Raw genomic sequence first — 26,451 nt, forward strand, 5'->3', positions numbered from 1 at the left:
TCAGATCGGGCACATGTAAATATGACGAATTCAGTCGAGCAGGACGGTTGCGAACATCCCGACCTCGGCGAAACCCACGCGCGCATATGCCGCACGGGCGACCGCGTTGAAGCTGTTGACATACAGGCTCGCGATGCGCCCGCTGTTGACCACGGCGGCGGCCACCGCCGCGGTGCCCGACGTGCCGAGCCCGTGGCCGCGCCACTCCGGATGCACCCACACGCCCTGAATCTGGCCGACCACCGGAGACTGCGAACCCACCTCTGCTTTGAACACCACCTGCCCGCGCTCGAAACGGGCATACGCCCGGCCGGCCGCGATCAGGCTGGCGACGCGGCGGCGGTATCCCCGGCCGCCATCTCCGATCCGCGGATCGATACCGACCTCGCCGATGAACATGTCGATCGCCGCAACCAGGTAGGCGTCGAGCTCGTCGACCCGCACGCGCCGCACCGCCGGGTCGATCCGTGCAGACGGCGACACACCCAGTGCCATCAGCGGTTGGTGGTCGCGCACATCGCGGGCAGGCCCCCAGGTGTGCTGCAGGCGGTCCCAGAGCGGCAGCACCAGTTCGGCCCGGCCGACCAGAGACGAACAGCGCCGGGCGGTGCTCATCGCCTTGTCGGCGAACGCATGCAGGTCCGGCTGAGCGCCGCGTAGAGGAATCAAATTCGCCCCGGCGTAGCACAGGGATTCCTCAGCGCGCCTGCGCGTCCAGAGTTCGCCGCCGATCGCCTGCGGCTCGACGCCGTGATCGGCGACGCGCGCCGCGACCATGCAGGAGCCGACCGGATCGTCGGCGAGAACCCGGCTCACCGCCGCGGCGTCGCGCACCACCGAGACCCGTCGCTCGTCGACCAGACGAAACAGTGGCGGAGCCGACATGGGCCTTACTTTCTGCGGAGTGAAACCCCGGCGGGTAACGCCATCAGCTTACGGTCACGACAGGCGAACCGCTGGCAGATGTGCCGCTGTCACGCTGGGCGTCGCCGATCTCGGAGGCAAGTCTCATTGCCTCTTCGATCAGCGTCTCGACGATCAGTGCCTCTGGCACGGTCTTGATCACTTCGCCCTTGACGAAGATCTGTCCCTTGCCGTTGCCCGACGCCACGCCGAGATCGGCTTCGCGCGCCTCCCCCGGACCGTTGACGACGCATCCCATGACGGCCACCCGCAGCGGCACGTCGAGTCCGTCCAGACCGGCCGACACCGCATTGGCCAGCGTGTAGACGTCGACCTGCGCCCGCCCGCACGACGGGCAGGACACGATCTCGAGACCGCGGGGCCGCAGGTTCAGCGACTCCAGGATCTGGATGCCGACCTTGACCTCTTCGACCGGAGGGGCTGACAGCGAGACGCGGATGGTGTCGCCGATCCCCCGAGACAGCAGCGCACCGAAGGCCACCGCCGACTTGATGGTGCCCTGGAACGCAGGCCCCGCCTCGGTGACGCCGAGATGCAATGGGTAATCACACTTTTCGGCCAGCTGCTCGTAGGCGGCCACCATCACGACCGGATCGTTGTGCTTGACGCTGATCTTGATGTTGCCGAAGCCGTGCTCCTCGAACAGCGACGCTTCCCACAGCGCGGACTCGACGAGCGCTTCCGGGGTGGCCTTGCCGTACTTCTCCATGAACCGCTTGTCCAGGGAGCCGGCGTTCACCCCGATGCGGATCGGAATACCCGCGGCGCCCGCAGCCTTGGCGACCTCGCCGACCCGTCCGTCGAACTCCTTGATGTTGCCGGGGTTGACGCGCACGGCCGCGCAGCCTGCATCGATCGCGGCAAAGATGTACTTCGGCTGGAAGTGGATGTCGGCGATCACCGGGATGTTGCTGTGCTTGGCGATCTCGGACAGCGCGTCGGCGTCTTCCTGGCGCGGGCACGCCACCCGCACGATGTCGCAGCCCGCGGCAGTCAGCTCGGCGATCTGCTGCAGCGTCGTGTTGACGTCATGAGTCTTGGTGGTGCACATCGACTGCACCGAGATCGGGTGGTCGCTGCCGACGCCGACGTCGCGCACCATCAGCTGGCGGGTCGTGCGGCGCGGCGCCAGGACGGGTGCGGGCGGGGCCGGCATGCCCAGGCCAATGGAAGTCACTTCTTCATCTCCAAACGTCGGGCCGACTACTGGAACAGTCGAATCGGGTTGACCAGGTCAGCGGTGACGGTCAACAGCATGTAGCCGACCACCACGACGAGGATCACGTAGGTGGCGGGCATCAGCTTCAGGTAATTGACCGGCGCCGCGGCTACTTTGCCGCGCGCCGACCGAAGCAGGTTGCGGATCTTCTCGAATACCGCGATCGCGATGTGGCCGCCGTCGAACGGCAGCAGCGGCACCAGGTTGATCGCGCCGAGCACGAAGTTCAGTTGCGCCAGGAAGAACCAGAACGCCACCCACAGACCGTGATCGACCGTGTCGCCGCCGATGATGCTGGCGCCCACCACGCTGATCGGGGTCTCGGGATCACGCTCGCCGCCGCCGATGGAGTGCACCAGCGCGCCGACTTTGGTCGGGATCTTCGCCAGCGACTTGCCCAGTTCGACGGCCAGGTCACCGGTGAACGCGAACGTCGCGGGGACCGCCGACAGCGGGTTGTATTGCGTGGGCGCGAACACCTCGGGCGCGACACCGATGGCGCCGACAGTGGTCGGTGCGGTCGCGTCCTTGGACGTCCACCGCTGGGTCGCAGTGACGTCGACAGTGGTGGTGAACTCGCGGGACTGCCCGTTCTCGACACGGTCGACGGTGAAGACGGTGGGACCGTTCACCTTGCGCACCGCGGCGACGAGCTCGTCGAACGTCTTGATTCGGGCGTCACCGACTTTGGTGATGACGTCGCCCTTCTTGATGCCGGCCAGCGCGGCCGGACCGGGTCCAGCGCAGTCGCCCGCCTTGCCTTTGCTGAGTTGTGGTGCCACACAAGCGGTTTCGCCGACCATCGCATTCGTCGGTTGATGCAGGTTGGGCAGACCCCACACGACGGCGATTGCGTAGATCAGCACCAGACCGATGATGAAGTTCATCGCCGGCCCGGCGAACAGCACCGCCACCCGCCTCCAGGTGTCCTGCTTGAACATCGCGTAGGGGCGCTCTTCGGGCGTGAGTTCCTCGACCGAGGTCATGCCGGCTATATCGCAGAAGCCACCGAGCGGGACCGCCTTGACGCCGTACTCGGTGGAGCCGAGCCTGTTGGGCCGGTGCGTGGACCACAGGGTCGGGCCGAAGCCCACGAAGTAGCGGCGCACCTTCATTCCGGTGGCGCGGGCCACCCACATGTGGCCGCACTCGTGCAGCGCCACGGAGATGAGGATGCAGAGTGCGAACAGCACAATGCCGATAACGAACATCATCGGATTGAAGCGACCTCCTGTGTGACGGCCTCGCGGGCCCGTTGCCGTGCCCAGCGCTGCGCGTCAAGTACTTCTTCCACGGTAGCGGGTTCGGCGGCCCACTGGTCTGCGGCGTGCAGCACGTCGGCGATTGTTCGCACGATGGCCGGGAACCGGATCTTTCCGGCCAGGAAGGCCTCGGCGGCCTCTTCATTGGCGGCGTTGTACACCGCGGTCAGACAGCCGCCGGTCTGTCCGGCCTCGCGAGCCAGGTCGACGGCGGGAAACACCGAGGCGTCCAGCGGCTCGAACTCCCAGGTGGAGGCGGTGGTGAAGTCGCAGGCCGCGGCCGCGGCCGGCACCCGGTCCGGCCAGCCCAATGCGAGTGAGATCGGCAGTTTCATGTCCGGCGGGCTGGCCTGGGCGATCGTCGAGCCGTCGGTGAACGTCACCATCGAGTGCACGATCGACTGGGGATGCACGACGACCTGGATGCGCTCGTAGGGAACACCGAATAGCAGGTGCGTCTCGATCAGCTCCAGACCCTTGTTGACCAGCGACGCCGAGTTCAGCGTGTTCATCGGGCCCATGTTCCAGGTCGGATGTGCGCCTGCCTGCTCGGGAGTGACGGGCTCGAGTTGCGCGGCCGACCAGCCGCGGAACGGTCCGCCGGAGGCGGTGAGCACCAGTTTGGCGACCTCGTCGGGAGTGCCCGAGCGCAGGCACTGCGCCAGCGCCGAGTGCTCGGAATCTACGGGCACGATCTGTCCCGGAGTCGCTGCCTTGACCACCAGCGGTCCGCCGGCGACCAGCGATTCCTTGTTGGCCAGCGCCAGCCGGGCGCCGGAGGCCAGCGCGGCCAGAGTCGGCTCCAGGCCCAACGCCCCGACCAGGGCGTTGAGCACGACGTCGACGCCCGTGCCGCAGGTGTCCTGCACCAGCCGGGTGACCGCGTCGGGGCCGCTGTAGGTGACATCGCCGACCTTGTCCGCGGCAGCCGGGTCGGCGACGGCGACGCTGGTCACACCGGTCTCGGCGCGCTGCCGGGCCAGCAGGTCGGGATTCCCGCCGCCGGCGGCCAGGCCGACGACTTCGAACCGGTCCGGATTCTCCGCGATGACCTCCAGCGCCTGGGTTCCGATGGAACCGGTGCTGCCCAAGATCAGGACCCGGAGACGGTTGGCGGCGCTCACCATTCAATTGTGCCGCGTGCGGACCGCAATCCCGGCATCGCTGCCGATTCGCGCGCGCTCAGACTGTGACGCGTTTGTGACCCCACCCGCGGCGCACCCGTCCGCAACGGGGTGCGTGCCGAATTGCCTGTGCATTGCCGATCACGACCGGTCGGACCGACTGGAACCGATTCACACGACAAGGGAGTCACCTATGGCATTTCATCGCACCGTTCTGAGCGCTGTCGGACTGACGGCGGCCGCCGTGCTCTTCGCAGGCTGTTCCTCGACCAGTACGACGGCGCAGTCGTCGTCGAGCACCTCATCTGCGGCGACCAGCACGACCACAGCCACCACCTCGGCGGCGGCCGCACCGGCCGGCACGCTCGTCGGGCCCGGTTGCGCGAGCTATGCCGAGAAGGTGCCCACCGGACCCGGTTCGGTCGCGGGCATGTCGAAAGACCCGGTGACGGTGGCAGCCAGCAACAATCCGCTGCTGAAGACGCTGACGTCGGCGTTGACGGGCAAACTCAACCCGAACGTCAACCTGGTGCAGACCCTCGACAGCGGGCAGTTCACGGTGTTCGCGCCGACCGATGACGCGTTCGCCAAGCTCGACCCCGCCACCGTCGAGAAGCTCAAGACCGACTCGAACCTGTTGACCTCGATCCTGACCTACCACGTGGTTCCGGCGCAGGCCAGCCCCGCTCAGGTCGTCGGCCAGCACAAGACCGTCCAGGGTGCCGAGGTCACGGTGACCGGCTCGGGTGACGCACTGAAGGTCAACGACGCCAACGTCGTGTGCGGCGGTGTGCAGACGGCCAACGCCACGGTCTACCTGATCGACACGGTGTTGATGCCGCCCGCCCAGTGACCCGGCGCGCTCCGTACGAACCACGACAACTCTCAACACATCGCAACGGTGCGCTGACCTCTCCTGGCGCAACGCCTTACGAAAGGAATGATCGAATGTCGATGAAGGTATCCACAACGGCCGCTTCGATGGCCGGCCTCACCCTGGCCGCGGTTTTCTCGGTGGTCTCGGCTCCATTGGCCGGCGCCGACACCCCCGCCGGCCCGGTCGGGCCCGGTTGTGCGGCGTATGCCCAGCAGGTGCCCACCGGGCCCGGTTCGGTAAGCGGTATGTCGATGGCCCCGGTCGCCACCGCGGCAGCGAACAACCCGATGCTGACCACCCTGACGGCTGCGCTGTCCGGCAAGCTGAATCCGGAGGTCAACCTGGTCGACACCCTCAACGGCGGCCAGTTCACCGTCTTCGCGCCGACCGATGCCGCCTTCGCGAAGATCGCCCCGGCCACCATCGACCAGCTCAAGACCAACAAGGATCTGCTGACCTCGATCCTGACTTATCACGTAGTTCCCGGCCAGGCCACACCCGACAAGGTGGTGGGGACTCACAAGACCGTCCAGGGCGCGGACCTGACGGTCACCGGCACGGGCGATCACCTGCAGGTGAACGGGGCCAACGTCGTATGCGGTGGCGTGCGCACCGCCAACGCCACGGTGTACCTCATCGACACGGTGCTGATGCCGCCGGCGCAGTAGACCGGCGGGACCCGTACGCCGGCCGACTCGGTAAACGAGCGCGGCGGCGTGCGGGTCACCCCGCGGGTTCGCACCGCGTCGCGCATACCTTCTGCACGGAAAGGGCAGCATAAGAACATGCCCACACTGCTGTGGTTTCGCCGCGACCTGCGATTGAATGATCTGCCCCCGCTGTTGGAGGCCGCGGCCGACGGCACCGAGGTGCTCGCCTGCTTCGTGCTGGACCCGCGCCTGGAGACGTCATCGGGCCCCCGTCGACTGCAATTCCTCGGGGACTCGCTGCGTACATTGGCCGACTCCCTCGACGGTCGGCTGCTGATCACCCGCGGGCGGCCCGAGGAACGAATCCCATTGCTGTGCAAGCAGATCAACGCCACCGACGTACATATCTCGGCCGACTTCACCCCGTTCGGGGTGCGGCGCGACGCGGCGGTCGCGGCCGCACTGGCCGATTCCGGGGTGACGCTGCAGGCCACCGGTTCGCCCTATCTCGTCACGCCGGGTCGAGTCACCAAGGACGACGGCACGCCGTACAAGGTCTTCACCCCGTTCTTGGCCCGGTGGCGGGACGTCGGGTGGCGCGGGCCTGCCGCGTCGGCAACGGCGAAGGTGAACTGGATCGACCCGGCGGACCTGTCTGCGAAGCTGCGGGTGGACGCCCCCGACCCGGGCGCTGACCTGGACCTCGATGCCGGCGAGGCGGCGGCGCTTGCCGGGTGGAAAGAGTTCGTCGGCTCTCATCTGGCCGACTACGACGAGGACCGCAACCGGCCGGACAAAGCGGCGACCAGCCGCATGTCGGCGCATCTGAAGTTCGGCACGATTCACCCGAGGACGATGGCCGCCGATCTCGACTTCCGCGCCAAGGGCCCGGCCTCGTACCTGCGGGAACTGGCGTTCCGGGACTTCTACGCCGCGGTGCTCGACCAGTGGCCGGACAGCGCGTGGTGGAACTGGAACCGCAACTTCGACGCCATCGAGGTGGACACCGGCCCCGAGGCAACGAAGGCGTTCGAAGCCTGGAAGGAGGGCCGCACCGGTTTTCCGATCGTCGACGCCGGAATGCGTCAGCTGCGCGACTCGGGATTCATGCACAACCGGGTGCGGATGATCGTGGCCTCCTTCCTGGTCAAGGATCTGCATCTGCCGTGGCAGTGGGGCGCCCAGTGGTTCCTCGAGCAGCTGGTCGACGGCGACATGGCCAACAATCAGCACGGCTGGCAGTGGTGTGCCGGGTCGGGGACCGACGCGGCCCCCTACTTCCGGGTGTTCAACCCGACCACCCAGGGCCAGAAGTTCGATCCCGACGGGGAGTACATCCGGCGGTGGGTGCCCGAGCTGGCCGGCCCCGAACTGGCCGGCGTCGATGTGCACCGTCTGAAAGACGGCCCGCCGCCCGGTTATCCGGAGCCGATCGTCGACCACGCCGCGGAGCGGGTCGAAGCGCTGCGGCGCTACGGCCAGATCGGCTGAGCTGGCGTCGAAGCGGTATGCCAGAATTACCGCAGTTGCCGAGTGACAGGAGCCGCAATGGTCAGCACCGAGGTGGAGCGCTATTCAGAGGTCGATCCGGCCGACGTACCCTCAGCTGCCTGGGGCTGGAGCAAGGTCAATCCGCGCACCTGGCACGCTCTTGGCATTTTCGTCACGGTCTTCCTGCTGGCGATGTTGAAGGGCAATCACGTCGGCCACGTCGAGGATTACGTGCTGATCGTGTTCGCGGTGCTGGTGTTCGCCGTGACCGTGCGCGACTGGTGGGGTCGCCGCCGCGGCTGGATCCGCTAGCTGTTCCTGCGCAGCAGGCTACTTTGTCCCTTCGCTCACGCGACATTGACGCTACGCAGAGGGCTACTCGCATTTCGTGTGCGTGAGTTAGATCTCGCGGCGCCTACTCGTTATCCGCTGGCGGCGAGCTGACCGCATGCCGCCGCGATCTCCCGCCCGCGGGTGTCCCGCACCGTGCACGACACCCCTTGCGCCTTCACCCGGCGGACGAATTCGCGTTCCACCGGCTTCGGGCTGGCATCCCACTCACTGCCCGGCGTGGGGTTGAGCGGAATCAGGTTCACGTGGGCCAGCGGGCCGAGGGCCTGATGCAGCTTCTTGCCGAGGAGATCAGCCCGCCACGGCTGGTCGTTGACGTCGCGGATCAGCGCGTACTCGATCGACACCCGCCGGCCGGTCTGGTCGGCGTAGTACCGCGCGGCATCCAGCACCTCGCTGACCTGCCAGCGGTTGTTCACCGGCACCAGAGTCTCGCGAAGCTCATCGTCCGGGGTGTGCAGTGACAACGCCAGCGTGACACCGAGGTGTTCGTCGGCGAGCTTGCGCATCGCCGGTGCCAGCCCTACCGTCGACACCGTGACCGACCGCGCGGAGATCCCGAAGCCATCCGGGGGCGCCGCGGTGATGCGCTGCACGGTGGCAAGTACCCGCGAATAGTTGGCCAGCGGCTCACCCATCCCCATGAACACGACATTCGACAGGCGTTCGCCGAACTCGTCGCGCGAGATCACCGCCGCCGCCCGAACCTGCTCCAGGATCTCGGCGGTGCTCAGATTTCGGGTCAGGCCGCCCTGTCCGGTCGCGCAGAACGGACACGCCATGCCGCAGCCGGCCTGCGACGAGATGCACACCGTGTTGCGGTTCGGGTAGCGCATCAGCACCGACTCGAACGTGGCGCCATCGTGGGCGCGCCACAACGTCTTTCGAGTCTCACCCGCGTCGCACTCGATCTCTTTGGCCACCGTGAGCAGCTTCGGGAACAGCGCATCGGCGCATGCGTCGCGGACCGCCGCGGGCAGATCGGTCATCTGCTGAGGGTCGGCGAGCAACCGCCCGTAGTACTGCTGCGCGAGTTGCTTGGCCCGAAATGCCGGCAGCCCCAATTCGGCCACCGCGGCCGCGCGGGCGTCGGCGTCCAGGTCGGCGAGATGCCGCGGCGGTAACCCACGCCGCGGCGCCTCGAAGACGAGCTTTTGTTTCATTGGCTCCAGTATGGCGGTCAGGCCAGCAGAGTCAGGACTATCCAGCCGGCGACCGCAGACGGCAGCATCGCGTCGATGCGGTCCATGATCCCGCCGTGGCCGGGCAGCAGCGTGCCCATGTCCTTGATACCGAGGTCACGCTTGACCTGGGACTCCACCAGGTCGCCGAGCACTCCGGTGATCACCAGCATCAGCCCGAGCGGCAGACCGACCCAGGCCGGCTTGTGCAGCAGGAACGTGACCGAAAGCACGGCCGCGGTGACGCCGAACAACAGCGAGCCGCCCAGGCCCTCCCAGGATTTCTTCGGGCTGATCGCCGGGGCCAGCAGATGCTTGCCGAACAGAACGCCGGCTGTGTAGCCGCCGATGTCGGCGAACACGACCGTGGCGATCACAGTGAAGACCCGGGCGCCGCCGTTGTCCTGAAAGATCAGCAGTGCGGTGAAGCTCGCGAACAACGGGACCCAGGTGGCCAGCAGCACCGAGGCGGCGATGTCGCGAAGATAGTTGACCGGCTGCTCGCGCAAGCCCTGACCGAGCAGGCGCCACACCATGGCGACCACGATCGTGGCGCCGTAGGCGCCCAGCGTTCCCGCCACGCCCCACGGCCACGCCAGCCAGATCATCGCCTGGCCGCCGAGCAGCAGTGGCACGACGGGCATCACATACTCGTGCTCGCGGAGCCGGCGGACTACCTCGTGGGTGGCGATCGCCATCGCGATGGCCAGTATCGGCATCCACCACTTCGGGGCGAACAGCAGGCTGCCGATCGCCATCGCGCCGAGCACGACGCCGACCGCGATGGCGGCGGGCAGATCACGCCCTGCGCGCGAACTCTTGGGCGATGGCTGCGCGGCCGCGCCGCCGGTATCGGTTTCCGCCACTTCGATGCGTTGCTGAAAGGTGGCTACACCTCCAGCAATTCGCCTTCCTTGTGCTTGACCAACTCTTCGATCTGGCCGACGTAGGTGGCCGTGGCCTTGTCCAGATCCTTCTCGGCGCGCCCAACCTCGTCCTCACCGGCTTCGCCGTCCTTGCGGATGCGGTGCAGTTCCTCCATGGCACGGCGGCGCACGTTGCGCACCGACACCTTGGCGTCCTCACCCTTGGACTTGGCCTGCTTCACCAGATCGCGGCGGCGTTCCTCGGTCAGCTGCGGGATCGACACCCGGATGATGTTGCCGTCATTGGTGGGGTTCACCCCGAGATCGGAGTGACGGATCGCGTCTTCGATCGCCCGTAGCTGCGACGCCTCGTAGGGCTTGATGACGACCATCCGCGCCTCGGGCACGTTGACGCTGCACAGCTGCGTGATCGGCGTCGGCGACCCGTAGTAGTCGACGACGACGCGCGAGAACATACCCGGGTTGGCCCGTCCGGTCCGGATGGACGCCAAGTCGTCGCGGGCGACCGCCACGGCCTTCTCCATCTTCTCTTCGGCATCGAAGAGAGCCTCTTCGATCATGCGCCGCTCCTCCTCATCGCTTCGCTCTGCATCGTCGCCGGCGGGATCATGCGCCGCTCCTCCTCATCGCTTCGCTCTGCATCGTCGCCGGCGGGATCATGCGCCGCTCCTCCTCATCGCTTCGCTCTGCATCGTCGCCGGCGGGATCATGTAGTGGTCCTCCTCAACCGCTGACCAGAGTTCCGATCTTCTCACCTGCGACCGCCCGGGCGATATTCCCGTCGGTGAGCAGGTTGAAGACCAGGATCGGCATTCCGTTGTCCATGCACAAACTGAACGCCGTGGCATCGGCTACCTGAAGCCCGCGGTCAAGCACTTCGCGGTGGCTGATTTCGGTGATCATCTCGGCATTCGGGTCCTGCCGTGGGTCGGCGGTGAAGACACCGTCGACCGCCTTGGCCATCAACACGATGTCGGCGCGGATCTCCAGAGCACGCTGCGCGGCGGTGGTGTCGGTGGAGAAATACGGCAGCCCCATGCCGGCGCCGAAGATCACGACGCGTCCCTTCTCCAGGTGCCGCACCGCGCGCAACGGAATGTAGGGTTCCGCGACCTGCCCCATGGTGATGGCGGTCTGAACCCGCGTGACTATACCTTCTTTTTCCAGGAAGTCTTGCAGCGCAAGGCTGTTCATCACCGTGCCGAGCATGCCCATGTAATCGGAGCGGGTGCGTTCCATCCCCCGCTGCTGCAGCTGCGCACCGCGGAAGAAGTTCCCGCCGCCGATGACGACGGCAACCTGGACGCCGCTGCGGACGACTTCGGCGATCTGGCGGGCCACCTGTGCGACGACATCAGGATCGAGCCCGACCGATCCGCCGCCGAACATCTCCCCGCCGAGCTTGAGTACCACCCTGTTGAAATGTGGGCGCAATTCCTGAGAATCCGTCGCCGTCTCCCCCATCAGACTCCTCGGACTAGTCGGGCTCCTGGCATGAGAGTGCCATCCCGGCGGCATTCGGGACGGCACTTCCATCCTGCCTCATCGCCGAAGGTGCCGATTTCCCGGGTTCTCCCCTGGTCCGCACGTCACCACAGCACAGCGATACTCGCTGCTGCCAGCGATAAGACCCCGACCGAGAAGAAGACCGGGCGCGGCACGGGCTCGCCGGTGCGCCGCTGCCGGGCGTTGCCCATACCGAGCAGGCCACCGATCACCACCAGGATGGCCAGCTTGACCCCGATCTTGGGATAGTTCAAGACAATTCCGGCGGGCCACGGCGCGGCCAGCGCCAGACCGGTGAGCAGTGACACGAGCAGTCCGTAATCCATCAACCGGGTGGTGCGGAACCTGCGGGCGGCCCCCTCGGCCGCCCACGCGCCGAACGTCACCGCGAACCCGACGATGTGCATCAGCACAACTACGTGACGTAGTAGTTCCATGCGGCGAAGCCTACGACACGCCGCTGCGCGCCGAAGATGGGTTCAGCCGAGATGCGCCGACAGCAACCAGGCCGGCATCGACTTGCGACCCTTCGCCTCCTCGCGCAGCTCACCACCGGCGAACTCCACCATATGCGCCATCTGCTCCGGCACGTTCGCGTGGATGCGAGCCGGCCGGATCTCGTCGATCACCCAGTACGGCTCGACCGCGGCACGCAACTCGTCAGCGGTCACGGGATGCGCGGGCCCGTTGGCGGGCATGGTGGCGGCATCGAAGACCAGGACGAAATAGGACGCTCCCGGTGCAGCCGCACGCACGATCGAGCGCTGATAGCCGTCACGCAACTCGACCGGCATCGAGTGGAACAGGGTCGAGTCGACGATGGTGCCGAATCTGCCGTCGTAGCCACCGAAGTCGCTGATGTCGGCGACGTCGAAACTCGCGTTGTCCAGGCCGCGCTTGGCCGCCTCCGCGCGGGCGAGGTCGATGGCCGCGGGTGACAGGTCCAGGCCGACGGTGGTGAAGCCGCGCTCGGCGAGGTAGATCGAGACCGCCGCCTCCCCGCAGCCGGCATCGAGCACGTCGCCGTGGAACTTGCCCTGTTCTATCAGTGCCGCGATTTCGGGCTGGGGCTCGTCGATGCTCCACGGCGGACGAAAGCCCGCGAACTCCGGAGCCGACTGACGGTAGGCCGAATCAAAGAGATCATCTGTACTCATACCTCCACGACTATCAACTGAGTTGATATATGTCAATATGATTGACATGGGTGGAGGCCACGACGAGCCGCTGGGCTACCTGATGCATCGGGTGGCCTCGGTGCTGCGCGCCGAAGTGAGCGCCACCGCGCTCGAACCGGCAGGCCTCTCGTTCCCGCAATACATCTGCATGCGGATTCTGTCCCGGTTCCCCGACCGCTCCAACGCGGAACTGGCCCGCGACACCGGCGTCTCGCCGCAGGCGATGAACATGGTGCTGCGCAGCCTCGAAGAACGCGGGCTGGTCACCCGCCCCGACACCGTGGCCGCCGGCCGCTCGTTGCCCGCGAAGCTGACAAGGGCCGGTGCAAAGCTGCTGGACAGCACCGAGACGGGTGTGCGCGCCGCCGAACAGCGGTTGATGGCCGGTCTGTCCACCGAGCAGCGGCGAGAATTCCGCTCGATTCTCGCCGCCCTCGGCACGTAGTCAGTCGGCGCGGATCTCGGCGTGTTCGGTGGTCTGCCACCCGCCTGCGATATCACCGTGGTGGGCATGGCAGGCCTTCGGCGGTGACGGCGGCAGGTCGAGCGCGGGGTTGCCGTCGAAGAAGCCGATCGGCTTGAGGTGGAATCCGGTGTAGGCGCACGGCATCACCGGCCAGTCCTCGGGTCGAACGATGTGGTGGGCCCCCACCGTGTACCAGAGCACCACGTCGGTGTTGTCCAGCGGTGCATCGTCGGCTATGTACTCGGGCAGCCCCTGCGCCTCGGCGCACTGATACATGTAGTCCCCGGCGGCGAACTTCTCTGCCTTGTCGTACTTCGTCACCCACAAGTTGTGCTGGACAAAGCGGGCCCGGTCATAGATGTAGGAGCCCTCCTGCACCATCACCGGCACCGGATCCCGTGGCACCAGCTTGTAACCCACCTCGGCGCCGAGTTCGTTGATCTTCGACGGGTTGGTGACCTTCCAGTACCGCCCGGTCTGCCAGTTCCAGTCCCGCGCTCCCTCGGCCTCCGACGCCACCAGGGTGTCCCTGGTGATCCAGGCGTTGTGGTGCGGGTTGAGCGCCGGGTCGGGCTCGGCGATCGAATCCACCTCGTAGACACTGTTATCCGGACCGTCAATGGCCATGTCGAGCCGGAAACTGAAGAAGTGCTGGTGATTCGGGCCGTAGATACCAGGCGCGACGAGCTTGCCCCACCGCGGCTTCTCCCCGTCGGGAATCGACCCCGTCGTGAGCACCCCGGAGAGTTTGACCTCCATCTCGATCGATGCGTCGTTGTACAGATACCAGAAGAACCCGTACTCGTAGTTGCCGACCGTGCAGATCATCGAGATCACCAGCCGGCGCGACCGGCGCACCTCGACCTCGCCCGTGCGGAAGTCCGTGTGCTTCCAGGAGATTCCATAGTCTTCTTCGTGCATGCAGATCGCGTTCGGGATGGTGACCGCGTTGCCGTCGGAATCGTGCACCATACCGTCGAAGTAGAAGATCTCGCCCAGACAGTCGCAACCCAGAGTCAGCGGATTCGCCGAGAAGCCCATGCCGACCTCGCCCATGTCGAACACGTTCTTGTTCCAGTGTGTCGGCGACGTGTCCCCGTACGGCACCACCATCTCCGAGAGCGCGGCCCGGTACATGATCGGCCGGACGGTACCCCGGTCGTTGTAGGTGATCTCGTGCAACGTCAGGCCCTCACGCGGGTTGAATCCCACTCGTAGAGACCACTTCTGCCACTCGACCTTCCACCCGTCGACGGTGAAGCTCGGTCCGTCCGGCTGGGTGATCTCGATGGTCTTGACGTCGTCCCGGAACTCGGTGAAGGCCGGTCGGTTGTCGGCGTCGAACATGAACTGCGCCGAGTAGTTGCCGGCCTTGGGCGGCAACGGCACCACGCCGTGGTCTTCGACGTCGAGCACCGTCATGGAGTCGAGGTCGAAGGTCACGATCACGCCCTCCACCGGGCGGGCGTACCCGTGCTCCGACGGCGCCGCCCGCATGAACGTCAGCGGACGACAGATCAGCGGCGAGTTCTCGTAATGGTCCTGCGCTCCGTAATAGCCGGCCGGCCACGGATCGATCATCGCCAGATCGAAATCGGTGATGCCGCGCTTACGCATCGCCTCCTGCCAGCGCGGGTCTGCTCGGACCACCTCCTCGACGCCGGTCATGTGCTCGACGAGATACGACGGGAAGCGGCCTGGAATCGCCGTCCAGGACTCCACCACCCGGGCGCCGATGTCGACGACCGACTCGTAGATCAGCTTTGCAGCCCCGTCGTACATCGTGCAGAACGCCCGCCGCGGAACATCGGCCATCGACTCAAACGTCAACTGTGAGTTCTTGTCCGGCTCGGCGAGCTGAATCATCACGAATTTCAGTGTCGGAGTTGCATAGTCGGACTCTTTGACAATCGAAGCCGCCATCTCGATCTCGGCGCCGCTGAGCGGGTCGAGCGGATAACAGGCTCGGTCATCGGTCGTTCCCGTGCTCAGCACGGTGCTGTCCATGGTCATGGTCGGTCAAACCGCCTCAGGGCTAGGTGTTTCGGACTTCTTGAGATCGAGCACGGCCAGATGGGCCAGTGCGTCTTCGGAGGTCATCTTGTGTGCCGAGCGCCGGCCGAAGATGTAGACGATGACGCCGAGGGCGAACATGCCGACCGCGATGCTGCCGGTCCACATCATCCAGGTGCTGTCGGGGACGTCCTTGATCCACGACTTGGCGAACGAGTAGTAGATGCCACCCAGCGTGCCCAGCGTGCCGATGGCCACGGTGATCCAGACGCCCACCGTGCCGCCGGGAATCCGCCAGAACTTCTCGGCGGCATAGCGATCGGCGTACTTCTTGCGCGCCAGGATGACCGGGAACAGGAAGAAGAACCCGGAGATCAGCCAGGCGATGGACAGGCCGCCCTGCAGGAACACAGTGACATTGGCCATGCTGCTCTGCGAGTACAACCCGACGATCAGCAGCGACGACAACACGCCCTGGATCAGCACGGCGGTGACCGGGTTACGGGTGCGCGGGTTGAGGTGGGTGAAGATTCGCGGCAGGTGACGCTCCAGACCGGAGACGAAGATCAGCCGTGAATAGGTCACCTGATAGCTCATCAGCGCGACGAACACGATGCAGGCCAGTACGACAGCCGCGACTTCCATCACGCCCTTGGGTGCGGCGGTGCCCAGCATGCCGATGACGCCGGTGACCGGGTCGACCTGGTCGGCAGGCAGCACCATCACGGTGCCGAGCGTGGTGAGCAGGTAGATCAGGATCAACGCGATCGATCCGTAGACCACCATCTTGGGGCCGCTCTTGCGTACCGAGAGGAACTCCGCGCCCATGTTGTAGGGCGTCTCGACACCGACCAGGTAGAGCAGCACGGTGCCGTAGAGGAAACCCGCACCGGCGAAATCGGGCACCAGGGCGGCGTGCGCGGTGAACGGCTGCGCGGACCCGTTCCGGAATGCGTAGACGACGCCGGCGATGAAGATGACGGCGGTCAGTGCCCAGTAGACGACGAAGACGGTGTTCATGATGCGTTGGTTGGCAGCGAGTTTGGCCAGGGCCAGGCCGATGACGGCCCACAGCAGTGCCACCTGGATGATGATGGTGAGCGTCAGGCCCAATTCGGCGTGGAAGGCCAGCAGCAGGAACTGCAGGATGATCGCCGGTGAGGACGCGGAGTTGAGGACCACCGGGATCCATGACAGGTAGCCGCCGATGAATCCCCATGTCTCGCCCATGGTTCGGGTCGCCCAGATGTAGACACCACCTTCACCGGGCCACAGGTTGCCGAGTTCGGCGACCGCCATGCCCGCGGGGATCAGGAAGGTGAGGATGCCGAGAATCCACATCGGGATCGCGGTCCACCCGCCGGCCGCCATGATCGAAGAGCCGGTGATCCAGCAGATGATGAAGACGTAGGTGGCGGTCAGGCCGAAGGTGGTCATCACCTTCGGCAGTACCTGCTCGGGAACGAGCTCTGTGGTCAGCAGCTTGTCACGCCCACCTGAGGTGGGCGCGTCTATTTGTTGCGTCATACGTAACTCCCCATCGGAGTTGGATCAATTGATGATTTGTCCGTCTCTCATCCGGACGACACGGCTCGCTTCATCGGCCACCGTGGGATCGTGGGTGCTGGCAACGACTGTCACGCCCAGCGTTGAGCACAGGTCGCGCAGCATGCGCACCACCGTCTCTCCGGTACGGTGGTCCAGATTTGCCGTCGGCTCGTCGGCAAGCACCAGCGTCGGGTTGCTGATCAGCGACCGCGCGATCGCGGTGCGCTGCTGCTCACCGCCTGACATCTTGGTCGGCTGGTGGTGCACCCGGTGGCTCAGCCCGACCAGGTCGAGCAGCTCGAGTGCGCGCTGCCGCAACGCCTTGCGGTCGTATGGCTCGAACATCAGTGGCAGCTCTACGTTCTCGACCGCGGACAGGAACGGGATCAGGTTGTAGCTCTGGAAGATGAACCCGATGGTGTCGTGACGTAGCGCGGCGAACTGGCTTTCGGTCAGCCTGGCGGTGTCCCGGCCGGCGATCAGCACCGAACCTTTGGTGGGCCGGTCCAGGCCGCCGATGATGTTCAACAGCGTCGACTTGCCGCTCCCGCTCGGGCCCATCAGGCAGACGAATTCGCCTGGCATAACCGTCAATTCAGCGGAGATCAGGGCTTTGACGACTTCGTCGCCCAGTTTGTGCAGCTTCCACACGTCGCTGATCTCGATCACCGGCGACGGCTCGGGAGCTGATGTGACGTCGGGGACGGCGTCTTCGACTGCGGTCATGTCTAACCTCCGGACGACAGGGAATGAACAGGGGGACGCGACGCCGCGTTCCAGGTGGGGATGACGCTGGTCGCCAGGGCGGCGGCAATGCTGACCGCGACCGCGATCGCCGCGCCGAATCCGAGACCGGCCGCCGACACCTCGGTGGGCACCAAACCGAGCATGCCGAGTGCGACAGCGGCGATGATCGCAAGCACCACACCGACGATCGCTCCGAGCGTGGCCGCGACTGCCGGTTCGACGAGCAGTGCGGCGATGACAGGACGGCGCGGCACTCCGGTGGCGCCGAGCACCCCGAGCTCGCGGGTGCGGTGCGCGATCGTGCGGGTGGTCGCCACAGCCACTTCCACGACACCCACCAGCAGAACCGTGATCGCGATCAGGATGACGGCTCGGCCGATTTCGCCTGCATGACCCAGCGACGCCGACTGTTCCTGGATGCCGGCCGACATTCCGAAGACGATGACGACGAGGAAGGCGCCCGTGGCGGTGGTGACGATCGGCAGCACCATCTCGCGGACCCGGCGTCGTGCCGCCAGCCAGCCGTAGGACAGTCCAAACATCATAATCAGCGCGCTCCGAGCAGGTCGACCGGACGGTTCTGCAGTAGGCGATGTACGGGTATCAGCGCGCCGACGATCGCCATCGCGGGCAGGAATCCCGCCACCATGCCGGCCGCCTGCAGCCAGGCGATCGGGGTGGCGATGCCCGGAATCACCAGCCACACAGCGACTCCCGCGGTCAGCACACCCACCACGTAGGCCGCCACGAACACGACGGCGGATTCCACGAGGAAGAAATAGAGCACCTCGTCGGCCAGGCCGATGCTGGACATGATGCCGAATTCACGGCGGCGTTCCTGCACGGCCGCTAGGAAGGACGACACCGCGATGATGAAGCCCAGTACAAGCCCGATGATCGAGATGATGCCCAGTGTCGAGCTGGTGACCTTGCCGGAGAACAGCGCCGAGAACTTCTGATCGAATGTCAGCGGGCCGGTTCCGCCCACCGTGTCGTAGATCAGACCCGGGCCGCCGGGGTCGGGCTTCACGGACGGATCGGAGGTGGACCGCAGACCTACCGCGTCACCGAAGGTGCTGCCGAGGCTGCGACTCTTCTCCTGACCGGTCGGCGCGTACACGGTCCACCACCCGTTGTCGCCCACCACGGTGCGTGCCAGCGGCGTCGACACCGTGACCGATTCTCCCCCGCCGCGCACCACCGCAGCGAGGCTCTGCGAGCCGACGCTGATCGGGTCACCATCGTGCAGACCCAGTCGTCGCGCGACACCGGATCCCAAAAGTGCTTGCCCGTCCGGGATTTCGTCGTCGCCGCGCAGCGAAACCACCGTCCCGTCGATGTCGGTGGTTCCGGAAAGCGTCTTGATCGCCCGCCACCCCCCAGGGGCGTCGATCACCGGGACCGGACCATCGGCGACCAACGCCTGCACCGAGCTGTCGTAGTGGACGCCCGCGGCCGGCACCGCCCACAGTTGAGCACCGCCGAGCACATCGGTCACCGAATCGGCGCCGGTGATGGCGAAGCTCGATGAAATCGTGCGCACCACCGTCACGCAGGTGATCGCCAGTGCGATACCGAGAACCGACAGCACAAACCGTTCGGGCCGCCGGCGGATGTTCGCCCAAGCAAACCGGAGCAGACGCACGAACGTCTTGTTTCCGGATGTTGTGGCGATCACCGATGGCCGCGAAATCGTTGTGGAGGCAGAGGTTTCCACACCGAAAATGTTCGGCGTGGACTGTTTCGGCCACCGAATCCGCTGATGTCACTCGAGTTACGCGAGCACCCCGGCTGTTAAATCAAGGTGTCTGCGGCAACTAATGCGTCAGCGGCTGCTGGGGTGCGCTGTCGATGCGCGGCCACGGCTGGGCCGCCTCGAGCTCGTAGGCGAGTTCCAGGAGTCGGCGTTCGTGGCCCAGCGGGCCGGCCAGCATCATGCCCACCGGCATGCCGGACGCGGATTGGGCCAGCGGCAAGGAGATTGCCGGCTCGCCGGTGGCGTTCTGCAACGGTGTGAACGCCACCCAGTCGATCAGTCGGTCCATGATCTGCCGGAAGTCCGCGGTGGGATCCAGATGACCGATGCGGGGCGTCTCGTCGGCGAGCGTGGGCATCAGGATGACGTCGTAGGTCTGGTATAGCCGGGCGGTGATTCGCCGCAGCCTGCGCAACCGCATGATGGCGATCGGCAACTTGTGCAGGTTGCGGCTGGCGTGCCGGTCGAGCCCCAGGGTGAGATTGTCGAGCTTCGTCTTGTCGAAACTCTGACCGAACGTCCGCTGCCCGGTCCGCACCAACGTCATCGCCAGAAACGCCCAGTACAACAGGAAGTCGTCCAAGAAGTAGCGCGGCACCGGCGGCTGGTCGAGGTATTCGACGCTATGACCAAGGCCGGCAAGCAATTCAGCGGTCTTCAGGGTGTGGTCACGGATACTGGGTGCAGCCTGACGAACGACCGACTGGGTGACGACGGCGATGCGCAGCCGGGCACTGCTCGGACCGGTCACCGCGCCGATCGGTGGCAGCTTGCGGTCGCGCCAGACTCGCTCGGCTTCCCGGTAGAACGCGGCGGTGTCGCGCACGCTGCGGGTCAGCACCCCGTCGTTGACGATGCGCACCGGCATCTGGCGGGTCATCTTGTCCTGCGGCAACCGACCACGCGACGGCTTCAGGCCCACCAGACCGTTGCACGCGGCGGGGATGCGGATCGACCCACCGCCGTCGTTGGCGTGGGCGATGGGCACCACGCCGGCCGCCACGAACGCACCGGAGCCCGACGACGACGCCCCGGCGGTGAAGTCGGTGTCCCAGGGATTGCGGACAGCGCCCAGCCGCGGATGCTCGGCGGAGGCGCTGAACCCGAACTCCGAGAGCTGGGTCTTGCCCAGCGGCACCAGGCCGGTGGCCAGAAAGAGGCTGGCGAACTCGCCGTGCGCGGGCTGGGGACGGGGCTCCCAGGCGTCGGTACCCTGCATCGTCGGCATGCCCTCGACATCGACGTTGTCCTTGATGAACGTCGGCACCCCGTCGAAGTATCCGCGGCCGCCGGCGTACGCGCGGGCCAGTGCCCGCTCGAACGTCTGATGGGCCAGACCGTTGAGCATGGGGTTGACCGCCTCGGTACGCGCGATGGCGGCCTCCACGAGCTCGGGGCGGGATACCTTGCCGGTGCGGAGGGCGTCGACCAGAGCGACGGCGTCCATCGTGCCGAGCGCGTCATCGCGGTAGGCGTTCACATGTTGCATTCCGCCGACGCTAGCAGGCACGTGTTCAATAACAGCGATCCCGACATGGCAAAACCCCGCGCCTCCGGGATCGCCGGATGAGGCGCGGGGTTTTCCAGTGGGCGGTTGGTGTTCCGCCCAAGTTTGATGTCGGGCCCAAGTTTGGTGTCGGGCCCAAGTTTGGTGTCGGGCCCAAGTTTGGTGTCGGGCCCAAGTTTGGTGTCGGGCCCAAGTTTGGTGTCGGGCCCAAGTTTGGTGTCGGGCCCAAGTTTGGTGTCGGGCCCAAGTTTGGTGTCGGGCTAGGCCTGACCGACCTCGAACCGGACGAACCGGGTCACGGTCACGCCGGCCTCGTCGAGCAGCGCCTTGACGGTCTTCTTGCTGTCGGACACCGACGGCTGGTCGAGCAGCACGACGTCCTTGTAGAAGCCGGTGACCCTGCCCTCGATGATCTTGGGCAGTGCCTGCTCGGGCTTACCTTCGGCCTTGGCGGTCTCCTCCGCGATGTGGCGCTCGTTGGCCACGATGTCGGCGGGGACGTCGTCACGGGTCAGGTACTTGGCCTTCAGCGCAGCGATCTGCAGCGCCACCGAGTGCGCCGCCTCTGTGTCATCGCCGGTGTACTCGACCAGCACACCCACCGCGGGCGGCAGGTCGGCGGCACGCTTGTGCAGGTAGGCCTCGACGTTGCCGTCAAAGTACGCCGCACGGCGCAGTTCGAGCTTCTCGCCGATCTTGGCAGAGAGTTCCGCGACGGCTTCCTCGACGGTCCTGTCACCGATTTTGGCGGCCTTGAGGGCCTCCACATCGGCGGCCTTGGACTCGGCCGCGGCAGCGACCACGTCGTTGGCCAATTTCTGGAACTCGGCGTTTTTGGCGACGAAGTCGGTCTCGGAGTTGAGCTCGATCATCGCCCCGCCCTTGGCGGCGACCAGGCCTTCGGCGGTGGCGCGCTCAGCGCGCTTGCCGACGTCCTTGGCACCCTTGATGCGTAGCGCCTCGACAGCCTTGTCGAAGTCGCCGTCGCTCTCCGCCAGGGCGTTCTTGCAGTCGAGCATGCCCGCACCGGTGAGCTCCCGAAGCCGCTTGACGTCGGCAGCGGTGTAGTTAGCCATGTGGCCCTTCCCTAAGAACTAAGAACCTTCAGTGGTGGTTTCGGTGGCGACCGGCCCAGCGTCGTTGGGGGCCGACGCGGTTGCGCTGGCGAGCAGCTCCTGCTCCCATTCGGCGAGCGGCTCGGCCGCGGCTCCGGAACCGGAGTCGGCCTTGTCGCCCGCATTGACACCGGAGCGTGCCTGCAGACCCTCGGCCACCGCGGAGGCGATCACCTTGGTCAGCAGCGCCGCGGAGCGGATCGCGTCGTCGTTGCCCGGGATCGGGTAGTTGACCTGATCGGGGTCGCAGTTGGTGTCCAGGATCGCGATGACCGGGATGCCGAGCTTGATGGCCTCGCTGATCGCGAGGTGTTCCTTGTTCGTGTCGACGACCCACACCGCAGACGGCACCTTGGCCATGTCCCGGATACCGCCGAGGCTGCGCTCGAGCTTGGTCTTCTCGCGGGTCAGCATCAAGATTTCCTTCTTGGTGCGACCCTCGAAGCCACCGGTCTGCTCCATGGCCTCGAGCTCCTTCATCCGCTGAAGGCGCTTGTGCACGGTCTGGAAGTTGGTGAGCATGCCACCCAGCCAGCGCTGGTTCACGTACGGCATGCCGACGCGCGTCGCCTCTTCGGCGATGGATTCCTGGGCCTGCTTCTTGGTGCCGACGAACAGGATCGTGCCGCCGTGGGCGACGGTCTCCTTGACGAACTCGTAGGCCTGATCGATGTAGGTCAGCGTCTGCTGCAGGTCGATGATGTAGATGCCGTTGCGGTCGGTGAAGATGAACCGCTTCATCTTGGGGTTCCAGCGTCGGGTCTGGTGCCCGAAGTGCGTGCCGCTGTCAAGCAGCTGCTTCATGGTTACAACAGCCATGGGTCGGCCATTCCTTATGTGTTGTCGGTTGTCGCCCGGCTTCGGGTGAAGCCAAGCCCTGGCGCCTGAGGCGTGCCGACCCGTCGTTGTGAAACCTCGGACGAGACCAACCGGCATGCGTGGTGCAAGTGTCGACGTGGCGAACTTGCGGAACAGGCGCGCGAAGTCAACCCGCTCGCGCGAGTTGCAGGAGAAAGTTTACACCGCTCAAAGGGGTGCTTTGTCCACAGCGCGGCGCCCGTCCACAGGATGGCCCCTGGCGGCTTTTGTCTCGGCGAATATCGCGCTGAACTGGAGCGATGCGGGTCATTGCGGTGGTGGTGGCGGCGTTGCTCGTGTGCGCGGGCGCCGGCCGTGCCGACGCCGGCCGGCTGCTGTGGCCGCTACGGCCTCCGCCGTCGGTGACCAGGGCCTTCGATGCACCGTCACCGGACTGGCGGCGCGGTCACCGCGGCGTGGACCTCGCCGGGACGCCTGACCAGCCGGTTTACGCCGCAGGCCCGGCGACGGTGGTGTTCGCCGGAAGGCTGGCCGGGCGCCCGGTGGTGTCGCTGGCACATGCCGGCGGACTGCGCACCAGCTACGAACCGGTCGAGGCCTCGGTGCGGGTCGGTCAGCTCGTCGACGGGTCGACGGCGCTGGGCCGGCTGCTGCCCGGGCATGCGGGCTGCCCGGCAGCGGCGTGCCTGCATTGGGGTGCGATGTGGGGTCCGGCTTCGCGAGCCGACTACATCGATCCGCTGGGCCTGCTGGGCAGCACGCCGGTTCGGCTCAAGCCGCTGGCGGGGTGAGAATCCGTAGGCTGGTCGGTAATGACCATCGCGCCCGACACGACCGTCGTCCTCGGCCACAGATTCGCCGCCGAGCTGCCCGAGATCGCGCTGCGCTGGCAGGCCGAAGCCGCCCCTGATCCACGGCTGCTCGTGCTCAACGAGACGCTCGCCGCCGAGCTGGGCTTTAACCCCTCCTGGCTGCGCGGTCCCGACGGAATCGGGTTGCTTGTCGGGACTGCGCTGCCCGCGGACGCCGAGCCCGTCGCGCAGGGGTATGCCGGTCACCAGTTCGGCGGCTGGGTGCCGCGGCTGGGCGACGGGCGAGCACTGCTGCTCGGTGAACTCGCCGACGCCGACGGGCGGTTACGCGATCTCCATCTCAAAGGATCCGGCCGCACGCCGTTCGCCCGCGGCGGCGACGGCCTGGCGGCTGTCGGTCCGATGCTGCGGGAGTACCTCGTCAGCGAGGCCATGCACGCACTGGGGATTCCCACCACCCGCTCGCTGTCGGTCGTGGCCACCGGGCGCATCGCGCAGCGCGAGACCCAGCTGCATGGCGCCGTCCTGGCCCGTGTCGCGTCGAGCCATCTGCGCGTCGGCAGCTTCCAATATGTCGCGGCCGCAGGTGAACTCGAGGTGCTGCGGCGACTCGCCGATCATGCGATCGGCAGGCACTACCCCGACGCCGCCGAGGCCGACAATCCGTATCTGGCGCTGCTCGACTCGGTGATCGCCGCTCAGGCCCACCTCGTCGCGCAGTGGATGCTGGTCGGGTTCATCCATGGCGTGATGAACACCGACAACATGACGATCTCGGGTGAGACGATCGACTACGGGCCATGCGCTTTCATGGACGCCTTCGACCCCAAGACCGTGTTCAGTTCGATCGACTCGTGGGGCCGCTACGCGTACGGCAACCAGCCTTCCGTCGCCACCTGGAACCTCGCCCGCTTCGCCGAGGCGCTACTCGGGCTCATCGATGAGGATCAGGATCGCGCTGTCGAGTTGGCGACCGAATCGCTTCAGCAGTTCGCGCCGCAGTACTCGTCGGCGTGGTTGGCGGGCATGCGCCGAAAGCTCGGACTGGGTGACGAGGTCGAGGACGCGACCGCCGGGCAACTCACCGATGATCTGGTGGAGCTACTCGAAGGCGAGCACGTCGACTACACCTCGTTCTTCCGCCGCCTGGCCGATGGTGTGATCGAGCCACCGTTCGAGGCGTGGGCAACCCGGTGGCGCGCCCTGAGCCCGGACGTCGATGGGATGCGCCGGGTCAATCCCGTGTACATCCCCCGCAACCACCTCGTCGAGGAAGCGCTGACCGCCGCCACGGAGGGCGACCTGGAGCCGTTCACGCGGCTACTGGTGGCGCTCAGCTCGCCGTACGACGAGCATGCGGGGCTCGAGCGCTATGCCGAGCCCGCGCCGGAAGACTTCGGCCGCTGCTTCCAAACATTCTGCGGCACTTAGATTCTCAGGCGCGCGGGTGCGCCTGATCGTGCACGGCGCGCAGGCGCGCAACCGTCACATGGGTATAGAGCTGCGTGGTGGCCAATGTTGAGTGGCCGAGGATCTCCTGGACGATGCGCAAGTCGGCGCCACCTTCGAGTAGATGGGTGGCCGCGCTGTGCCGCAGACCGTGCGGTCCGATGTCGGGTGCCCCGTCGACCGCCGACATCGTTTGGTGCACCACGGTGCGGGCCTGACGGGGGTCGAGCCGCTTGCCGCGCGTCCCGAGCAGCAGCGCGGGACCGGAGTCGGGCGTGGCCAGTTCGGGCCTGCCGTCGGTCAGCCAGGCGGTGAGCGCGGCCAGCGCCGGCGCCCCGAACGGGACCGTACGTTGTTTGTTGCCCTTGCCCAGAACGCGCAGCACCCGCCGGCCGGTGTCGACGTCGTCGATGTCCAGGCCGCACAGCTCGCTGACGCGGATGCCGGTGGCGTAAAGGAGCTCGACGATCAGCCGGTCACGCAGCGCCAGCGGGTCGCCCTGCTCGGCGCCGAGGTCGGCGGCGGCCATCGCGGCCAGCGCCTGATCCTGACGCAATACCGCGGGCAGGGTGCGACGGGCCTTGGGCAACTGGAGCCGGACCGCGGGGTCGTCGGCAAGCAGACCGCGCCGGGCGGCCCATGCGGTGAACGTCTTGACCGCCGAGGTGCGTCTGGCCAGGGTTGTGCGAGCCGCTCCGGCAGCCGATTGCGCGGCCAGCCAGGACCGCAGGACCGGAAGGGTCAGTGCGCCCAGCCCGGCGCCGGGGGCGCGCTCGTCGAGGAACGCAAACAGCAATTTCAGGTCGGTGAGGTAGGCCCGTCGGGTGTGCTCGGAGCGGGAACGCTCCAGCGCGAGGTACTCGGCGTAGTCGTCGAGGATCGCCGCGCAGTCACTCGGGTCCACTCCCCTACGTTCGCACCCCGGCGCACCCCGGCGCACACGGACGCTCGGCGTGTCCCGCCGTCGTGACTATTCCGTTGCGTCAGGACCGCTTGAACGGATTCCAGCGCGACGGCCGCTCGCTCTCGGCGTGTCCCGAGCACCACTGCCCGGCAGGCACGCCGCGACGTACTTCATCGACGTGCATGCCACAGCCCGACCACGTCGTCTTCCCGCACACCCGACAATTCACAGCTCGGCACATCGTGATCTCCTTTCCGTAAGAGCCGGTCAGGCCAGGCTCAAGAACAATTTCTCCAACTCGTCGATAGTCAACTTCTGGGCGCCTTCACGCCCGGCGGCGGCCGGGTCGATGCATTCGCGCAGGCCGGTCGCGATGATCGTGAAACCCGCACGGTCCAAAGCCTTTGACACCGCGGCGAGCTGAGTGACGACATCCTTGCACCCGCGGCCCTCTTCGATCATCCCGATCACACCGCCGAGTTGACCGTGCACGCGGCGCAGCCGCGTCAACGTGCCGGCGACAGCCGCATCACACTGCGGCTGCTGGTCTTTCTCGACGTCGACGACGTCGACCTTCTCGGTTCTCACTATTTCTGTATACCATACCCCCTATGGTATTACTAGATTGTTGCCGTCCACTTGTAGCGGCTTGAGTCGCGTCACAC

27 protein-coding genes are annotated in these 26,451 nt (G+C 66.5%); 7 read left to right on the forward strand and 20 right to left on the reverse strand.

The window, feature by feature from the left end:
• Positions 1-30: 30 nt before the first annotated feature.
• The 4 genes from Y900_RS03240 to dxr are packed head-to-tail and all read right to left on the reverse strand — an operon-like array spanning position 31 to position 4,529.
• The gene (locus tag Y900_RS03240) at positions 31-885 is read right to left on the reverse strand and encodes a GNAT family N-acetyltransferase (protein ID WP_036338943.1); all 855 of its coding nucleotides are present in this window, start codon (positions 883-885) and stop codon (positions 31-33) included.
• 43 nt (positions 886-928) lie between these two features.
• Positions 929-2,080, reverse strand: coding sequence for a flavodoxin-dependent (E)-4-hydroxy-3-methylbut-2-enyl-diphosphate synthase (gene ispG / locus Y900_RS03245; RefSeq protein ID WP_036338946.1), 1,152 nt, complete (start codon positions 2,078-2,080; stop codon positions 929-931).
• Between the two features lie 47 nt (positions 2,081-2,127).
• Positions 2,128-3,357 carry a M50 family metallopeptidase gene (locus Y900_RS03250; protein WP_036338949.1) on the reverse strand — a complete coding sequence of 410 codons (1,230 nt, stop codon included), beginning with the start codon at positions 3,355-3,357 and terminating at the stop codon, positions 2,128-2,130.
• Positions 3,354-4,529: a 1-deoxy-D-xylulose-5-phosphate reductoisomerase gene (gene dxr, locus Y900_RS03255; RefSeq protein WP_237752492.1), complete on the reverse strand. Its 1,176-nt coding sequence runs from the start codon at positions 4,527-4,529 to the stop codon at positions 3,354-3,356. The genes Y900_RS03250 and dxr overlap by 4 nt, the downstream gene beginning before the upstream one ends.
• A gap of 193 nt (positions 4,530-4,722) precedes the next feature.
• Between dxr and Y900_RS03260 the strand changes: the two genes are divergently transcribed.
• From Y900_RS03260 to Y900_RS03275, 4 genes are all read left to right on the forward strand, one after another.
• The gene (locus Y900_RS03260) at positions 4,723-5,382 is read left to right on the forward strand and encodes a fasciclin domain-containing protein (RefSeq protein WP_036338956.1); all 660 of its coding nucleotides are present in this window, start codon (positions 4,723-4,725) and stop codon (positions 5,380-5,382) included.
• 101 nt (positions 5,383-5,483) lie between these two features.
• Complete coding sequence (locus Y900_RS03265; protein ID WP_036345703.1) at positions 5,484-6,074, forward strand: fasciclin domain-containing protein; 591 nt, start codon at positions 5,484-5,486, stop codon at positions 6,072-6,074.
• A 117-nt stretch (positions 6,075-6,191) separates the two neighbouring features.
• Complete coding sequence (locus tag Y900_RS03270) at positions 6,192-7,547, forward strand: cryptochrome/photolyase family protein (protein ID WP_036338959.1); 1,356 nt, start codon at positions 6,192-6,194, stop codon at positions 7,545-7,547.
• A 57-nt stretch (positions 7,548-7,604) separates the two neighbouring features.
• Complete coding sequence (locus Y900_RS03275) at positions 7,605-7,859, forward strand: DUF2631 domain-containing protein (protein ID WP_036338962.1); 255 nt, start codon at positions 7,605-7,607, stop codon at positions 7,857-7,859.
• 110 nt (positions 7,860-7,969) lie between these two features.
• On the opposite strand, the gene rlmN is transcribed toward Y900_RS03275, so the two are convergent.
• The 6 genes from rlmN to Y900_RS03305 form a co-directional block, all read right to left on the reverse strand.
• Complete coding sequence (gene rlmN, locus Y900_RS03280) at positions 7,970-9,061, reverse strand: dual-specificity RNA methyltransferase RlmN (protein ID WP_036338965.1); 1,092 nt, start codon at positions 9,059-9,061, stop codon at positions 7,970-7,972.
• 17 nt (positions 9,062-9,078) lie between these two features.
• Positions 9,079-9,945, reverse strand: a complete 867-nt coding sequence (locus tag Y900_RS03285) for a phosphatidate cytidylyltransferase (protein WP_036338968.1) — start codon at positions 9,943-9,945, stop codon at positions 9,079-9,081.
• A 23-nt stretch (positions 9,946-9,968) separates the two neighbouring features.
• Positions 9,969-10,526: a ribosome recycling factor gene (frr, locus tag Y900_RS03290; protein ID WP_036338971.1), complete on the reverse strand. Its 558-nt coding sequence runs from the start codon at positions 10,524-10,526 to the stop codon at positions 9,969-9,971.
• Between the two features lie 163 nt (positions 10,527-10,689).
• Positions 10,690-11,430 carry a UMP kinase gene (gene pyrH, locus Y900_RS03295; protein ID WP_036338974.1) on the reverse strand — a complete coding sequence of 247 codons (741 nt, stop codon included), beginning with the start codon at positions 11,428-11,430 and terminating at the stop codon, positions 10,690-10,692.
• Positions 11,431-11,555: 125 nt separating this feature from the next.
• Positions 11,556-11,909: a hypothetical protein gene (locus tag Y900_RS03300; RefSeq protein ID WP_036338977.1), complete on the reverse strand. Its 354-nt coding sequence runs from the start codon at positions 11,907-11,909 to the stop codon at positions 11,556-11,558.
• Between the two features lie 42 nt (positions 11,910-11,951).
• Positions 11,952-12,629 (reverse strand): class I SAM-dependent methyltransferase, encoded by a 678-nt coding sequence (locus tag Y900_RS03305; protein WP_036338979.1) that lies wholly within the window; start codon positions 12,627-12,629, stop codon positions 11,952-11,954.
• A gap of 46 nt (positions 12,630-12,675) precedes the next feature.
• On the opposite strand from Y900_RS03305, the gene Y900_RS03310 reads away from it, so the two are divergent.
• Positions 12,676-13,095 (forward strand): MarR family winged helix-turn-helix transcriptional regulator, encoded by a 420-nt coding sequence (locus Y900_RS03310; protein WP_036338981.1) that lies wholly within the window; start codon positions 12,676-12,678, stop codon positions 13,093-13,095.
• Here the strand turns inward: Y900_RS03310 and Y900_RS03315 are convergent, their stop codons facing one another.
• From Y900_RS03315 to rpsB, 8 genes are all read right to left on the reverse strand, one after another.
• Positions 13,096-15,129: a primary-amine oxidase gene (locus Y900_RS03315; protein ID WP_036338983.1), complete on the reverse strand. Its 2,034-nt coding sequence runs from the start codon at positions 15,127-15,129 to the stop codon at positions 13,096-13,098. It abuts the gene before it with no gap.
• A 6-nt stretch (positions 15,130-15,135) separates the two neighbouring features.
• Positions 15,136-16,656, reverse strand: coding sequence for an APC family permease (locus tag Y900_RS03320; protein ID WP_036338985.1), 1,521 nt, complete (start codon positions 16,654-16,656; stop codon positions 15,136-15,138).
• A gap of 24 nt (positions 16,657-16,680) precedes the next feature.
• Positions 16,681-17,403 (reverse strand): ABC transporter ATP-binding protein, encoded by a 723-nt coding sequence (locus Y900_RS03325; RefSeq protein ID WP_036338988.1) that lies wholly within the window; start codon positions 17,401-17,403, stop codon positions 16,681-16,683.
• Positions 17,404-17,405: 2 nt separating this feature from the next.
• Positions 17,406-17,966: an ABC transporter permease gene (locus tag Y900_RS03330; RefSeq protein ID WP_420329735.1), complete on the reverse strand. Its 561-nt coding sequence runs from the start codon at positions 17,964-17,966 to the stop codon at positions 17,406-17,408.
• 5 nt (positions 17,967-17,971) lie between these two features.
• Positions 17,972-19,141: an ABC transporter permease gene (locus Y900_RS03335; protein ID WP_036338991.1), complete on the reverse strand. Its 1,170-nt coding sequence runs from the start codon at positions 19,139-19,141 to the stop codon at positions 17,972-17,974.
• Between the two features lie 100 nt (positions 19,142-19,241).
• Positions 19,242-20,669, reverse strand: a complete 1,428-nt coding sequence (locus Y900_RS03340; RefSeq protein WP_036338994.1) for an amidase — start codon at positions 20,667-20,669, stop codon at positions 19,242-19,244.
• 278 nt (positions 20,670-20,947) lie between these two features.
• Positions 20,948-21,763, reverse strand: coding sequence for a translation elongation factor Ts (gene tsf, locus Y900_RS03345; RefSeq protein WP_036338997.1), 816 nt, complete (start codon positions 21,761-21,763; stop codon positions 20,948-20,950).
• Positions 21,764-21,781: 18 nt separating this feature from the next.
• Complete coding sequence (gene rpsB / locus Y900_RS03350) at positions 21,782-22,621, reverse strand: 30S ribosomal protein S2 (protein WP_036339000.1); 840 nt, start codon at positions 22,619-22,621, stop codon at positions 21,782-21,784.
• A 299-nt stretch (positions 22,622-22,920) separates the two neighbouring features.
• On the opposite strand from rpsB, the gene Y900_RS03355 reads away from it, so the two are divergent.
• Positions 22,921-23,412, forward strand: coding sequence for a M23 family metallopeptidase (locus tag Y900_RS03355; RefSeq protein WP_036339004.1), 492 nt, complete (start codon positions 22,921-22,923; stop codon positions 23,410-23,412).
• Positions 23,413-23,433: 21 nt separating this feature from the next.
• Entirely contained in the window at positions 23,434-24,864 is a 1,431-nt protein-coding gene (locus tag Y900_RS03360) for a protein adenylyltransferase SelO (RefSeq protein ID WP_036339007.1), read from the forward strand.
• A gap of 4 nt (positions 24,865-24,868) precedes the next feature.
• On the opposite strand, the gene Y900_RS03365 is transcribed toward Y900_RS03360, so the two are convergent.
• Together Y900_RS03365 and Y900_RS03370 are read right to left on the reverse strand one after the other, a co-directional pair.
• Positions 24,869-25,762 (reverse strand): tyrosine recombinase XerC, encoded by an 894-nt coding sequence (locus Y900_RS03365; RefSeq protein WP_420329795.1) that lies wholly within the window; start codon positions 25,760-25,762, stop codon positions 24,869-24,871.
• A gap of 291 nt (positions 25,763-26,053) precedes the next feature.
• Positions 26,054-26,296: a metal-sensitive transcriptional regulator gene (locus tag Y900_RS03370; protein WP_036345709.1), complete on the reverse strand. Its 243-nt coding sequence runs from the start codon at positions 26,294-26,296 to the stop codon at positions 26,054-26,056.
• Between the last annotated feature and the right edge of the window lie 155 nt (positions 26,297-26,451).

The organism is Mycolicibacterium aromaticivorans JS19b1 = JCM 16368, assembly GCF_000559085.1.
In the GTDB taxonomy this organism is placed as follows: Bacteria; Actinomycetota; Actinomycetes; order Mycobacteriales; family Mycobacteriaceae; genus Mycobacterium; species Mycobacterium aromaticivorans.

Excerpts from the sequence above, each read along its gene's own strand:
- Y900_RS03240 (WP_036338943.1), bottom strand. The coding sequence starts at position 885 with ATGTCGGCTCCGCCACTGTTTCGTCTGGTCGACGAGCGACGGGTCTCG.
- ispG (WP_036338946.1), bottom strand. The coding sequence starts at position 2,080 with ATGCCGGCCCCGCCCGCACCCGTCCTGGCGCCGCGCCGCACGACCCGC.
- Y900_RS03250 (WP_036338949.1), bottom strand. The coding sequence starts at position 3,357 with ATGATGTTCGTTATCGGCATTGTGCTGTTCGCACTCTGCATCCTCATC.
- Y900_RS03260 (WP_036338956.1), top strand. The coding sequence starts at position 4,723 with ATGGCATTTCATCGCACCGTTCTGAGCGCTGTCGGACTGACGGCGGCC.
- Y900_RS03265 (WP_036345703.1), top strand. The coding sequence starts at position 5,484 with ATGAAGGTATCCACAACGGCCGCTTCGATGGCCGGCCTCACCCTGGCC.
- Y900_RS03270 (WP_036338959.1), top strand. The coding sequence starts at position 6,192 with ATGCCCACACTGCTGTGGTTTCGCCGCGACCTGCGATTGAATGATCTG.
- Y900_RS03275 (WP_036338962.1), top strand. The coding sequence starts at position 7,605 with ATGGTCAGCACCGAGGTGGAGCGCTATTCAGAGGTCGATCCGGCCGAC.
- rlmN (WP_036338965.1), bottom strand. The coding sequence starts at position 9,061 with ATGAAACAAAAGCTCGTCTTCGAGGCGCCGCGGCGTGGGTTACCGCCG.
- frr (WP_036338971.1), bottom strand. The coding sequence starts at position 10,526 with ATGATCGAAGAGGCTCTCTTCGATGCCGAAGAGAAGATGGAGAAGGCC.
- pyrH (WP_036338974.1), bottom strand. The coding sequence starts at position 11,430 with ATGGGGGAGACGGCGACGGATTCTCAGGAATTGCGCCCACATTTCAAC.
- Y900_RS03300 (WP_036338977.1), bottom strand. The coding sequence starts at position 11,909 with ATGGAACTACTACGTCACGTAGTTGTGCTGATGCACATCGTCGGGTTC.
- Y900_RS03305 (WP_036338979.1), bottom strand. The coding sequence starts at position 12,629 with ATGAGTACAGATGATCTCTTTGATTCGGCCTACCGTCAGTCGGCTCCG.
- Y900_RS03310 (WP_036338981.1), top strand. The coding sequence starts at position 12,676 with ATGGGTGGAGGCCACGACGAGCCGCTGGGCTACCTGATGCATCGGGTG.
- Y900_RS03315 (WP_036338983.1), bottom strand. The coding sequence starts at position 15,129 with ATGACCATGGACAGCACCGTGCTGAGCACGGGAACGACCGATGACCGA.
- Y900_RS03320 (WP_036338985.1), bottom strand. The coding sequence starts at position 16,656 with ATGACGCAACAAATAGACGCGCCCACCTCAGGTGGGCGTGACAAGCTG.
- Y900_RS03325 (WP_036338988.1), bottom strand. The coding sequence starts at position 17,403 with ATGACCGCAGTCGAAGACGCCGTCCCCGACGTCACATCAGCTCCCGAG.
- Y900_RS03330 (WP_420329735.1), bottom strand. The coding sequence starts at position 17,966 with ATGTTTGGACTGTCCTACGGCTGGCTGGCGGCACGACGCCGGGTCCGC.
- Y900_RS03340 (WP_036338994.1), bottom strand. The coding sequence starts at position 20,669 with ATGCAACATGTGAACGCCTACCGCGATGACGCGCTCGGCACGATGGAC.
- tsf (WP_036338997.1), bottom strand. The coding sequence starts at position 21,763 with ATGGCTAACTACACCGCTGCCGACGTCAAGCGGCTTCGGGAGCTCACC.
- rpsB (WP_036339000.1), bottom strand. The coding sequence starts at position 22,621 with ATGGCTGTTGTAACCATGAAGCAGCTGCTTGACAGCGGCACGCACTTC.
- Y900_RS03355 (WP_036339004.1), top strand. The coding sequence starts at position 22,921 with ATGCGGGTCATTGCGGTGGTGGTGGCGGCGTTGCTCGTGTGCGCGGGC.
- Y900_RS03360 (WP_036339007.1), top strand. The coding sequence starts at position 23,434 with ATGACCATCGCGCCCGACACGACCGTCGTCCTCGGCCACAGATTCGCC.